Annotated in this window: 12 protein-coding genes; 3 read left to right on the top strand and 9 right to left on the bottom strand. The window is 68.2% G+C overall.

Translation table 11 applies throughout. The features are described 5' to 3' along the window. On the top strand, positions 1 to 423 hold the full coding sequence (gene ribH / locus ASE83_RS01340) for a 6,7-dimethyl-8-ribityllumazine synthase (RefSeq protein WP_055786982.1): 423 nt from the start codon (positions 1 to 3) through the stop codon (positions 421 to 423). A gap of 133 nt (positions 424 to 556) precedes the next feature. On the opposite strand, the gene ASE83_RS01335 is transcribed toward ribH, so the two are convergent. Then, positions 557 to 1,174 carry a YbhB/YbcL family Raf kinase inhibitor-like protein gene (locus ASE83_RS01335; protein WP_055786985.1) on the bottom strand — a complete coding sequence of 206 codons (618 nt, stop codon included), beginning with the start codon at positions 1,172 to 1,174 and terminating at the stop codon, positions 557 to 559. A 161-nt stretch (positions 1,175 to 1,335) separates the two neighbouring features. Here ASE83_RS01335 and ASE83_RS01330 point away from each other — a divergent pair, with 161 nt between their 5' ends. Then, positions 1,336 to 2,370, top strand: a complete 1,035-nt coding sequence (locus tag ASE83_RS01330; protein WP_235513162.1) for a patatin-like phospholipase family protein — start codon at positions 1,336 to 1,338, stop codon at positions 2,368 to 2,370. Between the two features lie 121 nt (positions 2,371 to 2,491). Here ASE83_RS01330 and ASE83_RS01325 read toward each other — a convergent pair whose 3' ends face one another. From ASE83_RS01325 to ASE83_RS01310, 4 genes are all read right to left on the bottom strand, one after another. Then, positions 2,492 to 2,851, bottom strand: a complete 360-nt coding sequence (locus tag ASE83_RS01325) for a Rieske (2Fe-2S) protein (RefSeq protein WP_055786987.1) — start codon at positions 2,849 to 2,851, stop codon at positions 2,492 to 2,494. Then, positions 2,848 to 4,128, bottom strand: a complete 1,281-nt coding sequence (gene hmgA, locus ASE83_RS01320; RefSeq protein ID WP_055786990.1) for a homogentisate 1,2-dioxygenase — start codon at positions 4,126 to 4,128, stop codon at positions 2,848 to 2,850. Before hmgA ends, ASE83_RS01325 begins: the two co-directional genes overlap by 4 nt. A 286-nt stretch (positions 4,129 to 4,414) precedes the next feature. Beyond that, a complete protein-coding gene (gene hppD / locus ASE83_RS01315) occupies positions 4,415 to 5,473 on the bottom strand; it encodes a 4-hydroxyphenylpyruvate dioxygenase (protein ID WP_055786993.1) in 1,059 nt (352 codons plus the stop codon). Positions 5,474 to 5,505: 32 nt separating this feature from the next. Further along, the gene (locus ASE83_RS01310; protein ID WP_055786996.1) at positions 5,506 to 6,432 is read right to left on the bottom strand and encodes a LysR family transcriptional regulator; all 927 of its coding nucleotides are present in this window, start codon (positions 6,430 to 6,432) and stop codon (positions 5,506 to 5,508) included. A 193-nt stretch (positions 6,433 to 6,625) separates the two neighbouring features. Here ASE83_RS01310 and ASE83_RS01305 point away from each other — a divergent pair, with 193 nt between their 5' ends. Further along, positions 6,626 to 8,713, top strand: coding sequence for a malate synthase G (locus ASE83_RS01305; RefSeq protein ID WP_055786998.1), 2,088 nt, complete (start codon positions 6,626 to 6,628; stop codon positions 8,711 to 8,713). A 410-nt stretch (positions 8,714 to 9,123) separates the two neighbouring features. On the opposite strand, the gene ASE83_RS01300 is transcribed toward ASE83_RS01305, so the two are convergent. The 4 genes from ASE83_RS01300 to ftsE are packed head-to-tail and all read right to left on the bottom strand — an operon-like array spanning position 9,124 to position 11,934. Beyond that, complete coding sequence (locus ASE83_RS01300) at positions 9,124 to 9,837, bottom strand: lysophospholipid acyltransferase family protein (protein ID WP_055787001.1); 714 nt, start codon at positions 9,835 to 9,837, stop codon at positions 9,124 to 9,126. Then, complete coding sequence (locus ASE83_RS01295; protein WP_055787005.1) at positions 9,834 to 10,373, bottom strand: YdcF family protein; 540 nt, start codon at positions 10,371 to 10,373, stop codon at positions 9,834 to 9,836. Before ASE83_RS01295 ends, ASE83_RS01300 begins: the two co-directional genes overlap by 4 nt. Continuing rightward, on the bottom strand, positions 10,370 to 11,251 hold the full coding sequence (locus ASE83_RS01290) for a cell division protein FtsX (protein ID WP_055787009.1): 882 nt from the start codon (positions 11,249 to 11,251) through the stop codon (positions 10,370 to 10,372). Before ASE83_RS01290 ends, ASE83_RS01295 begins: the two co-directional genes overlap by 4 nt. Beyond that, positions 11,248 to 11,934: a cell division ATP-binding protein FtsE gene (ftsE, locus tag ASE83_RS01285; RefSeq protein ID WP_055787012.1), complete on the bottom strand. Its 687-nt coding sequence runs from the start codon at positions 11,932 to 11,934 to the stop codon at positions 11,248 to 11,250. Before ftsE ends, ASE83_RS01290 begins: the two co-directional genes overlap by 4 nt. Positions 11,935 to 12,084 lie beyond the last annotated feature (150 nt).

Raw genomic sequence — 12,084 nt, 5'->3', positions numbered from 1 at the left:
ATGGCGAAGATACTGATCGTCGAGGCCCGGTTCTACGACCATCTGAACGACCTGCTGCTCGACGGTGCGCGTGCCGCGATCGAGGCGGCGGGGCACGAGCATGAAACAGTGACCGTGCCCGGCGCGCTGGAAGTGCCCGGCGCGATCGCGATCGCCGATGCGGCCGAGACCTATGACGCGTTCGTCGCGCTGGGCGTCATCATCCGCGGCGAGACCTATCATTTCGAGGTCGTGGCCAACGAAAGCGCGCGCGGGCTGATGAACCTGAGCCTCGAGGGCGTACCGGTCGGCAACGGCATCCTGACCGTCGAGGACGAGGCGCAGGCACTGACCCGCGCCAAACGCGACGAGAAGGACAAGGGCGGCGAGGCAGCGAAGGCCGCGCTGGCGATGCTGGAACTGCGCGAGCGTTTTTCGGTATGAGATAACTCTTCCCCGGCACGGGGAGGGGGACCGCCGCGAAGCGGTGGTGGAGGGGGCTTTCCACGAGCGTCCGTCTGCGGACGCCCCCCTCCACCAGCCTGCGGCTGGTCCCCCTCCCCGTGCCGGGGAGGATTTAGGCCGGGGCGACTTCCCCGACCGGCCCCACTTCCGCCGGCTCGCCGCGCGAATAGACGCCGGTGAGCAGCCCGGCGGCCAGCACTCGCCCGGCCATCGCCTCGACCACCGCGCCCCGCCCCGGGTTGGGGTCGAGATGCGGCGCGTCCTTCAATGCGAATAGCTGGAACGCGTAGCGATGCTCGCCGTGCCCGGTCGGCGGGTCGGGTGGCAGCCAGCCTTCGCGCAGATAGCTGTTGCGGCCGACATCGCCATGCACCGCGTCGCCGTCGCCATCGGGCCGGATCGCACCCTCGGCCAGTTGCCCGTCGGCGGCGGCGATGTCCCACAGGATCGCGTGGACCAAAGGTTGCGGCGAGGGGGCGTCGGCATCCTCGACGATCAGCGCCAGCGAGGTCGCGCCCGTCGGCACGCCGCGCCAGTGGAGCGGCGGTGACACACCCTCGCCATCGGCAGTGAAGCGCTCGGGCAGACGCTGGCCATCGGTAAAGGCGAGGCTGGCGAGGTCGAGGCTGTCGAAGCTGCCCAGCGCCGGATCGACGATGGTCAGCTTGGACGCGCCCGCGCGGACGCTACGCAGCAATCCGCCCAGCCACCCCGGAACATGTTCGAGCATGAGGGTCCTTTCGATACTTGTCACGGTGACAACCGGCGAGCGGCGGGGCGGGGTCCGTCGCCATGGCGAATTATTGAACGGGCATCGCTTGCTCGCAGGCCGGATACGAACCACGGTTGCTGCGTTGCAACATGACGCGCCCCCGATCGAAGGAACCGTCCATGTCCGCATCATCCGCAACGCCGCGTCTCGCCCTCGCGCTACAAGGGGGCGGTGCGCATGGTGCCTATGGCTGGGGCGTACTCGACCGGCTGCTGGAGGAGGATCTGCCGATCGTCGCGGTCAGCGGCGCGTCGGCGGGTGCGCTGAACGGTGCGGCGCTGGTCAGCGGGCTGGTGGCCGGCGGGCGGCAGGGGGCAAGGGACGCGCTGGAGCGGTTATGGGACACGGTGTCGCGCAATTCGCCGTTGCAGGCGTTCGATCTGGGCATGTGGACGCCGCCGCTGTTCGAACCCGCGCTGCGCCGCTCGCTGGAGGTCGGCAAGCTGCTGGGGCGCTATGTCGCGCCGCTGTCGCCGGGGTTGCGCGACATGCGCTCGCTCCGGCGGGTGGTGGAGTCGAGCATCGACCTGTCGCTGCTGACCGACCGCCAGGCCATCCCGCTGTCGATCGCCGCGACCCGGGTCGCGACCGGGGCGGCGCGGTTGTTCGACAATGACGCGATCACGCTGGATGCGCTGATGGCGTCGGCGTGCCTGCCCGACCTGTTCGGGCCGGTGACGATCGACGGCGAACCTTATTGGGATGGCGGTTTCTCGGCCAATCCCGCGCTCGAACCGCTGATCTTCGGCGGGCATGGGCAGAGCGACTTGCTGATCGTGCAGATCACGCCGTTCGCGGCGGAGGATACGCCCGGAACGCTGGTCGAGGTGATGGGGCGGATGAGCGATATCGGTTTCAACGCGTGCCTGCTGCGCGATCTGAAGGCGTTGACGCAGGTGCAGGCGATCGCCCGGCGCGCGCCGCCGATCGACGACAATTTCACCGCGCTGGCCAATACCAACCTGCACCTGATGGAAGCGCCGCACGCGCTGGCCGCGCGCGGCCCGACCGGCAAGATCGATACGCGCCGGTCGCAGCTGGATGCCCTGCGCGACCTCGGCCGGGCGACGGCGGATGCGTGGCTGCGCGACCATGGCGCGAAGCTCGGGCAGGGATCGACGCTGACCGCGCTGCCGGAGGCGGTCGCGGCCTAGCGTCGTTGAACCGGAAGGTCATCCCAGCGAAGGCTGGAATCTCCCCGTGATGGCGCGCAGCAGGAACCGCTTGATGCCCAGCCCTCGCCGGGGCGACGTTTCCAGCCAAAGGGATCAACCCTCAGGCGGTGACGATCGCCCCATCGACGACCGTGACCGGCCACGCCGTCAGCGACTGGCCGGGGCAGGGGCCGCCGAGGCACCGGCCATCAGCAATCGCGAACAGCGCCGCGTGCCAGCTGCACGTGATGGCGCTGCGATCGGGGGTCAGATAGGCGTCGAGCGTCTGGGCGAGCGGCAGCCCCATATGCGGGCAGCGGTCGGCATAGCCGAACACCGCGTCGCCCTGCCGCACGACGAAGCCGTGGAATCGCCCGGCGCGCAGTTGCAGGACGTAGTTGCGTGCGGTACCGTCGGGAATGTCGGTCAGCGGCCCGATCGTCACGCCCGCCGGCGTCGCGAAGACGCGATCTTCGGTCATCCGGGCAGCCGCGCCTTGGCGAAGCCGGTCCACACATCGTCGTAATCGAGCTGCATCGTCGGCGTGCCCATCGCCCACGGCGTCGGGCGGACGACGTGGCGGGTTTCGAACATGAACGCCATCGTGTCGGCGATGCGGTGCGGTTGCAGCTCGGCGGCGACGGCCTTCTCATAGCTTGCCTGATCGGGGCCGTGGCCGTTCATCTGGTTGTGGAGCGAGGCCCCGCCGGGGGCGAAGCCGCCTTCCTTCGCGTCATAGGCGCCGGTCACCAGCCCCATGAACTCGCTCATAACGTTGCGGTGGAACCACGGTGGGCGGAACGTGTCCTCCGCCACCATCCAGCGCGGCGGGAAGATCACGAAGTCGCAATTGGCGGTGCCCGGCGTCTCGCTGGGCGCGGTCAGCACGGTGAAGATCGACGGATCGGGATGGTCGAAGCTGACGGTGTTGATCGCGTTGAAGCGCGTCAGGTCGTAGCGGCACGGCGCGAGATTGCCATGCCATGCCACCACGTCGAACGGCGAATAATCGAGCGTGGTCGTCCATAACCCGCCCTGGAATTTCTGGACGACCTCGCAAGGCGTGTCGCGGTCCTCGAACCAGGCGGACGGCGTTTCGAAGTCGCGCGGGTTGGCGAGGCCGTTGGCCCCGATCGGTCCGAGGTCGGGAAGGCGGAACAGGCTACCGTAATTCTCGCAGACATAGCCGCGCGCCGTGCCGTCGGGCAGCTTCATGCGGAAGCGGACCCCGCGCGGGATTAGCGCGATCTGCAATGGGGCGATGTCGATCCGGCCGAGTTCGGTGTCGATCGCGAGCGAACCCTGCTGCGGCACGATCAGCAACTCGCCATCGGCCGAGAAGAAGGCACGCTCCATGTCCCGGTTCGCGGCATAGAGATGAATGCCGACCCCGCTCTGCGTCGCGACGTCGCCGGTCGCGCCATAGGTGACGAGGCCGTCGACCCAGTCGGTCGGTTCGGTCGGCATGGGCAGCGGGTCCCAGCGCATCCGGTTGGGGCTGGGCGGCGTGTCGACGGGCGCGGATTTGAGAAGATGGGCGCCGGTGTAGGGCACGAACGCGCCATGGTTGGCGGTCGGGCGCAGGCGATAGAGCCACGAGCGGCGGTTCTCGCTGCGCGGCGCGGTGAAGGCGGTGCCGGACAGCTGTTCGGCATAGAGACCGAAGGGGACATGCTGCGGGCTGTTGCGGCCGATCGGCAGCGCGCCGGGTACGGCTTCGGTGGCGATGTGGTTGGCGAAACCGGGGTGGTAGGTCATGGTCACCTCATCAATCCTCCCCGGAACGGGGGAGGGGGACCGTTCGCATCGCGAACGGTGGAGGGGGCTGGCCGCACATGGTCCGCTGGTGGATGCCCCCCTCCACCAGCTTCGCTGGTCCCCCCTCCCCGCGGGCGGGGAGGAGTGGTCGTTTCGCCCGACCGCCCGACCGCCGGGCCGTCAGTCGCGGCGAAGCCGCGCCTTGTGGCCCGGCTCCGCTCGCGCTGGCCGGTCGACGGCAGCGCCTGCGCGCTGCACCGCGACCGAAGCGCCGCTTCGGTCTTGGTCAGGCATCGACCGTGATGACGCCCCGCCGGATCTGATCCAGCTCGATGCTTTCGTACAACGCCTGGAAATTGCCGTTGCCGAAGCCTTCATTCCCCTTGCGCTGGATGATCTCGAAGAAGATCGGCCCGAACATCGGTTCGGTGAATATCTGCAACAGCAACCCTTCCTCGCCGACATTGCCGTCGATCAGGATGCGGTTGCGGCGCAGGCGTTCGAGGTCCTCGCCATGGCCAGGCACGCGCTTGTCGACCAGTTCGTAATAGGTCTCGATCGTGTCCTGCAGCTTGACGCCGCGCGCCCGCAGTTTTTCCACCGTCTCGAAGATATCGTCGGTGGTGAAGGCAAGGTGCTGGATGCCCTCGCCATTGTAGTCGCGGATGAATTCCTCGATCTGACTCTTGTCGTCCTGGCTTTCGTTCAGCGGGATGCGGATCGCCTTGTCCGGCGCGATCATCGCCTGGCTGAACAGGCCGGTCGCCTTGCCCTTGATGTCGAAATACTTCTGCTCTTCGAACCCGAAGATCTGGTTGTAGAAGGTCGACCAGGTGCGCATCTGCCCGCGCTTCACGTTATGGGTCAGGTGATCGAGCAGGTCGAGGCCGACATTGTTCGCGGCTTCCGCTTCCGCAGCGCCCGGCACCTGTTCCCAGTCATCGTACAGCGATCCGGCCGCACCGTGCCGGTCGACCAGATACAGCATCGACCCGCCGATCCCCTCCAGCGCATAGCCTTCGCCCAGCACCCCGCGCGAAGCGTCGGCAGGCTTTGCACCGCGCGCCACCGCTGCGTCGAACGCCGCCTTCGCATCCGCCACGCGGAACGCCATGCCCGAGGCGGAGGGACCGTGCTGCGCAGCAAAGTCCGCAGCATGAGTGTCGGGAATGCGGTTCAGGAGCAGGTTGATGCGGCCCTGCTTGTAGCGGACCACGTCGCGGGTGGGGTGCTTCGATGCGGCGACGAAGCCGAACTGTTCGAGCTGGGCGGCCATGCGGTCGAGGTCGGGGGCGGTGAATTCGCAGAATTCGAATCCGTCGAGGCCCATCGGGTTGACGTCCATGTGTTCCACGGCTGCATCCTATCCAGTTCGTATCAATTGATACCAGTCTGATCCGAAGCAGCAAGTGAGTCAAGCGTCTCCCAAGGCGGCGGCGACCATCGCGCGGCGAGGTGGTCGACGAAGGCGGTTACTGCCGGGCGCGGATCGGGCGCATGGATGGCGTGGATCGCCAGGTCGCGCGGTCCCTCCCATGCCGGCAGCACGCGGACCAGTCGCCCATCGGCCAGCGCGCGGCCGACATCCCAGAGCGAGCGCAGCGCGATACCCACACCGGCCAGTGCCAGTTCGCGGACGATCTCGCTGGAATTGGTGCGGACATGACTGCGACCGGTCACCTGCACCCGGCCGCCGGGGCGCAGCAGCGTCCATGGCAACTGTCCCTCGGCGGCCAGCAGCCGGTGGTCGCCCAATGCTTTTGGATGGGCCGGAACGCCATGGTCGGCGAGGTAGGCGGGACTGGCGCAGACGACGCGACGATTGTCCGCCAGCCGCCGCGCGATCATGCCGGCGGGTGGGTCGGCGGTGATGCGGATCGCGCAATCGATCCGCTCGGCCGCCAGATCGACATAGCCGTCGGCCAGCGACAGTTCGAGCTGCACCGCCGGATGGTCGCGCAGGAAGTCGCCCAGATGCGGCGCAATATGCAGCCGCGCGAACGAGGTCGGCGCGGCGATCCGCAGCGGACCGGCCGGCGCGGCGGCGGCGCCGGTCACCCGCGCTTCGGCGGCGGCCAGCGCCGACAGGATCGGGGTCAGATCGGCGTGGAGTTGTGCCCCGACCGGGGTCGGATGCAGCCGCCGCGTGGTCCGCTCGATCAGCCGCGTGCCCAGCCGCGCCTCGAACCGGGCGAGGCGTTTCGATACCATCGCCGGCGAGGTGTCGAGCACGCGCGCGGCGGCGGCGATGCTGCCGGTATCGAGGATCGCGGCGAACAGTTCGTGGTCAGGATCGAGCGGCATTCGTTCCTCATCGGCATGGCTGTACTGTGATTATGGATAGTTCCGCTAGGAAAGGCGAGCCGGTATGCTCCTCTCAAGAAGCGTCATTCCGGCGAAAGCCGGAATCCACGGATGCGGGACGTGGCGGATCGTTCGATGCGTTTCGCGACCATGGATCCCGGCCTGCGCCGGGATGACGCAAGGGAGAAGTCGTATGCCGGAAGTCTTTGTCGAGCGCGCCGGATTACAGGTCGCGGCCGAACTGGCCGATTTCCTCGAACGCGACGCGCTCCCCGGCACCGGCATTCCCGCCGACTCGTTCTGGGAAGGCACCGCCGCGATTCTCACCCGCTTCGCGCCTGACAATCGCGATCTGCTCAGGCACCGCGACCAGTTGCAGGCGCAGCTCGACGTATGGTTCGCCGAGCGCCAGGGGACGGCGATCGAACCGGCGGAACAGGCGGCGTTCCTGCGCGACATCGGCTATCTGGTCGATGAACCGGCGCCGTTCACGGTCGACCCGGCAGATGTCGATCCGGAGATCGCGACGTTGGCCGGGCCGCAACTGGTCGTGCCGATCCTCAACGCCCGCTTCCTGCTCAACGCCGCCAATGCGCGCTGGGGTAGCCTGTACGATGCGCTGTACGGCACCGATGCCATTCCCGGCACGCCCGCACCGGGCGGCTATGATGCCGAACGCGGACGACAGGTGATCGCTCGGGCGAAGGCGTTTCTCGACGACGCGGTGCCGTTGGCGCACGGCAGCTGGCGCGACTGGCGCGGCGGCACCCCCGACCTTGCCGACCGCACGCAGTTGGTCGGGCGGGCGGGCGACAATCTGCTGCTGCGCCATCACGGGCTGCATATCGAACTGGTGATCGACCGCGCGCACCCGGTCGGCGGCGGTGATCCGGCGGGCCTTGCCGACATCCTGCTGGAATCCGCGCTCACCACCATCTGCGACCTCGAGGATTCGGTCGCGGCGGTCGATGCCGCGGACAAGGTCGCCGCCTATGCCAATTGGCTGGGGCTGATGCAGGGAACCTTGACCGCCAGTTTTGCCAAGGGCGGGCGGAGCGTCACGCGGACGCTGGCCGACGACCGGCATTATGCGACGCCGGCGGGCGGGGAGCTGGTGCTGTCGGGGCGCTCGCTGTTGTTCGTGCGCAATGTCGGGCATCTGATGACGACGCCCGCCGTCCGCCTGCCCGATGGCACGCAAGCGCCGGAAGGCATTCTCGACGCGATCGTTACCAGCCTGATCGCGCTGCACGACCTGAACGGCGCGCGCGCCAACAGCCGCGCCGGATCGATCTACATCGTCAAGCCCAAGCAGCATGGGCCGGAGGAGGTCGCCTTCACCGACCGGCTGTTCGATGCGGTCGAGGACCTGCTGATCCTGCCGCGCCACACGATCAAGGTCGGGGTGATGGACGAAGAACGGCGGACCTCGGCCAACCTCGCCGCGTGCATCCATGCGGTGCGGCACCGGATCGTGTTCATCAATACCGGCTTTCTCGACCGCACCGGTGACGAACTGCACAGCGCGATGCACGCCGGGGCGATGATCCCGAAGGGCGAGATGAAGGGGGCCGACTGGATCGCGGCCTATGAGGATCGCAACGTGCAGATCGGCCTCGCCTGTGGCCTGGGCGGGCGGGCGCAGATCGGCAAGGGCATGTGGGCCGCGCCCGACCGGATGGGCGACATGCTGGTGCAGAAGGTGGCGCACCCGATGAGCGGGGCGAGCACCGCCTGGGTCCCATCACCCACCGCCGCCACGCTGCATGCGCTGCATTACCACGCGGTCGATGTTGCGCAGCGACAAACGGCGCGCGCGGCCGAACCGGTCGCGTCGCTCGACCGGCTGCTGACGCTGCCGATCGCGATCGGGCGCAACTGGGACGCGGCGGAGGTTGCGCGGGAACTGGACAACAACGTCCAGGGCATCCTGGGCTATGTGGTCCGCTGGATCGATCAGGGGATCGGCTGTTCGAAGGTGCCCGACATCCACGACATCGGGCTGATGGAGGACCGCGCGACGCTGCGCATTTCGTCGCAGCATGTCGCGAACTGGCTGCTGCACGGGGTCTGCACGCCGGCCGATGTCGATGCCGCGTTCGAACGGATGGCGGTGAAGGTCGATGCGCAGAATGCGGGCGACCCGGCGTACCGCCCGCTGGCCGGCGGCATCGCGCTACAGGCGGCGCGGGCGCTGGTATTCGAGGGGCTGGAACAGCCGAACGGCTATACCGAACCGTTGCTGCACGCATATCGCGCGGTCAAGAAGGCGGCGGGGTGAGGGGCATTCGATGTACGGTTCCCTAGATTGCTGGCTTCGCCATCCGACGGTATCCTTCAACGATGCGCGGACGCGGACCTGATCTCTACGACTACGGCTTCAGCCTGCTGGGCCTTGTTTTCACCTGTCTGTTTCTCGGGTTCGCAAAGCAGCGGGGCTGGTCTGCGTTGCAATCGGTTGGTCTGCTTGTTGCGGTTTCAATCCCGGTCGGATTGGCTTTGGCTTGGCTTAAATCGTGGCTGCAAGCGCGTATTCGGACGGTTCGGTAGACCCTTGATGGCATGAACCCTATCCGTTCGTGCTGAGTAGGGGCTGAGCTTGTCGAAGACCCGTATCGAAGCACCCTTGGCAGTCCTTCGATACGCCGCTTCGACAAGCTCAGCGGCTACTCAGGACGAACGGGGGGCATGTTATTCGGCTAGAGGTGTATCACCCGCCGCCGGCTCCAGCGCATTGATCGCCGCATGGACCCGCGCCTCGATCTCCTCGCGCGGCAACCCTGCCGGAATGGGGTCGAGGAAGCGGATGGTGATGACTCCCGGCCGGCTCGGCCCCTTGCGCGGCATACAGTGGCCGCTGTCGAGCGCCACCGGAACCACCGGCATGTTAAGCGCCTTGTACAGCCCGGCAAAGCCCGAGCGTAGCGGCGGGGCTGCGCCGACCGCGACCCGCGTACCTTCGGGGAAGATCAGCACCGAGCGGTTTTCGGCCCGCGCCACGGCGGCTTCCTTCAGCATCTGGCGCAGCGCCTTGGACGACGCATCGCGGTCGACGCCGATCGCGCCATACGCGCGGGCGGTACGGCCCCAGAAGGGCATGTCGATCAGCTCGCGCTTCATCACGATCAGCGGGCCGTCGATCCGCTGCGCCATTTCCAGCGTTTCGAACATCGCCTGATGCTTGACCGCGAACAGATAGGTGCCGGCCGGGCGCTTGCCCTCGATCCGCACCCGCACGCCGAGAATCCAGCGGGCGAGGAAGCGGTGGGTAGCGATCCACACATGGGCGTGGACATGCATCGCGCGCCGCCCGAACCGCGCCGACAGCGGCGCGCTGAGCACGATCGGCACGGATGCGCCATAGAACAGGATGCGAAAGATCACCGTGCGGACCCACGCGATCACAGGTCGATCCCCAGCCGCATCACCAATCCCCGCACCAGATATTTGTTATATTCGCCGAACAGCAGCGCGAAGCCGGGATTGGCGGTTACCGGATCGCGCACGACCTCCACCGAATTGCCCAGCGCGTGGCGCAACTCCATCGCCGCGCGGGCCATATGCCAGTTGGAGGTCACTAGCCGGACCGAGCGATAGCGGTTGCGCCGCACCCAGTCGGCGGTCTCGTCGGCGTTCGACCGGGTATCGACCGCCTCATGGCCCAGGTCGACGCAGCAGCGGAACAGCCGGCGCGGCGCGCCGTTCGCGGCGGCCAGCTCGGCCGGCCGGACATCGGGGTCGACCCCGGTGACCAGCATCCGCTTCGCCTCGCCGCGTTCGATCACGGCCAGGCCGCGCTCGATCCGGCCGGGGCCGCCGGTCGGCACCACCACGCCATCGGTGCGGCGCGGATCGGCGAGCGGCGTCGGCAACGTCACCGCAAATACCGCGAAGCCCAGCGCATAGAGCAGCAGCGCGACCGCGAGGACCCGCCCCATCACAGCACCCGCGCCAGTCGCCGCAGCACCGCGACGCGCGCTGCCAGCATGGCAAGGCCGGTAAAGGCGAAGGGCAGCGCCGCGACCACCGCCCAGTCGAGCGGCGCCAGCGTCACGCCGTCGACCAGCTGCGACTCCAGCCTCGCCATCCGCTCGCCCAGCGCCACGACTACCAGCCCGCCGGCCAGTCCGCCGATCAGCCCGCCGGTCAGCGTATCCTGCCCGATGCGGCGCTGGAACAGGCGCGCGATCTGAAGGTCGGTCGAACCCAGCATATGCAGGATGTCGATCGTACCGCGATGGGTATCAAGCCCCGCCCGTGCAACGAGCAGCACGACGGCGGCGGTGGCGCTGGCCATCACCAGCACCAGCGCGAAGGCGGTGAGGCCGATCGCCCCGACGAACGCGCGCACCGGGGCCAGCCAGGTCGCATGGCGATCGACCCGGATGCCCTCGCCGACGCTCTTCGCCAGCGCCTCCACCCGCGCGACCGCCGCGTCGTCGCCGCTCCGCAAGTCGACATCGATCATCGCCGGCATCGGCAGGTCGGCGTCCAGCCCCGCTTCCCCCAGCCACGGGCGCAGCAATTCGGCCAGCCGGGCGCGGTCGACCTCCGCCGCGCGGGTCACATCGGCCGATGCCTTTAGCCGGCCGAGCAGGCGGACGACCTCGGCATCGCGCGTCGCCGCGTCGCCCTCGATCACCTGCACCGTCAGCCGGGCGGCCAGTTGCCGGTCCAGCGCCCCGCCGGCGTTGCGCGTCGACAGGCCCAGCGCCGCGCTGAGCGTCGTCAGGAAGATCATGATCGCCATGATCCACACCATCGCCCGCCGACCCTGCCGGTCGTCGAGCAGCGGCTGTGCGCCCACCCGTGCCGTCATGGGACACGTACGCCCATGCCGTCGATCAGTCGCCCGCGATCGAGCTGCATCAGCCGCGCATCGGGTACCCGGTCGAGCAGGTGATGGTCGTGGGTCGCCATCACGACCGTCGTGCCCAGCCGGTTGAGCGAGGCGAACAGCTTCAGCAACCGTTCGGCCATGTCGGGATCGACGTTGCCGGTCGGTTCGTCGGCGACGAGGATTTCCGGGCGGTTGATGACCGCGCGGGCGATGGCGACGCGCTGCTGCTCCCCGCCCGACAAGGTCGGCGGGCGGGCGTCGGCGCGATCGGTAAGGCCGACCCAGGCCAGCATCTCGCCCACCGGCTCGGCAATATCCTCCTCCGGCATCCCCGCCACGCGCAGGGGCAGCGCGATATTGTCGCGCGCGGACAGATGCGGGACGAGGCGGAAGTCCTGGAACACCACGCCGATGCGACGGCGAAATCCCGGCAGGCGGCTGCGCGGGGAGGTCACCATATCTTCGCCGAACAGGCGGATCACGCCCCGGCTGGGCCGCTGCGACAGATAGAGCAGCCGCAGCAGCGACGTCTTGCCCGCGCCCGATGCACCGACCAGGAAATGGAAGGTCCCGGCGCTCAGCGAAAAGCTGACATCGCTCAGCGTTTCCGGCCCCTGGGCGTAGCGAAGACCGACATTTTCGAACTGAACGATGCTGGCCACGGGCGCCCTTGCTTCCACCGGTCCTCAGCCCATCGCACACGGGGGCGATTGTCTCAAGCGTCACGCAATCGCGCCTTGCCTTGGACCGGCAACCCGCCGTAGATTTAACCCTTGGATTTCAGTCGCGCCCCGTTGGCCCCGCATGTCGCG

The sequence above is a fragment of the Sphingomonas sp. Leaf32 genome (assembly GCF_001421765.1).
In the GTDB taxonomy this organism is placed as follows: domain Bacteria; phylum Pseudomonadota; class Alphaproteobacteria; order Sphingomonadales; family Sphingomonadaceae; genus Sphingomonas.
This window is presented reverse-complemented; position numbering and strand designations above follow the sequence as displayed.

Excerpts from the sequence above, each read along its gene's own strand:
- ribH (WP_055786982.1), top strand. The coding sequence starts at position 1 with ATGGCGAAGATACTGATCGTCGAGGCCCGGTTCTACGACCATCTGAAC.
- ASE83_RS01335 (WP_055786985.1), bottom strand. The coding sequence starts at position 1,174 with ATGCTCGAACATGTTCCGGGGTGGCTGGGCGGATTGCTGCGTAGCGTC.
- ASE83_RS01330 (WP_235513162.1), top strand. The coding sequence starts at position 1,336 with ATGTCCGCATCATCCGCAACGCCGCGTCTCGCCCTCGCGCTACAAGGG.
- ASE83_RS01325 (WP_055786987.1), bottom strand. The coding sequence starts at position 2,851 with ATGACCGAAGATCGCGTCTTCGCGACGCCGGCGGGCGTGACGATCGGG.
- hmgA (WP_055786990.1), bottom strand. The coding sequence starts at position 4,128 with ATGACCTACCACCCCGGTTTCGCCAACCACATCGCCACCGAAGCCGTA.
- hppD (WP_055786993.1), bottom strand. The coding sequence starts at position 5,473 with ATGGACGTCAACCCGATGGGCCTCGACGGATTCGAATTCTGCGAATTC.
- ASE83_RS01310 (WP_055786996.1), bottom strand. The coding sequence starts at position 6,432 with ATGCCGCTCGATCCTGACCACGAACTGTTCGCCGCGATCCTCGATACC.
- ASE83_RS01305 (WP_055786998.1), top strand. The coding sequence starts at position 6,626 with ATGCCGGAAGTCTTTGTCGAGCGCGCCGGATTACAGGTCGCGGCCGAA.
- ASE83_RS01290 (WP_055787009.1), bottom strand. The coding sequence starts at position 11,251 with ATGACGGCACGGGTGGGCGCACAGCCGCTGCTCGACGACCGGCAGGGT.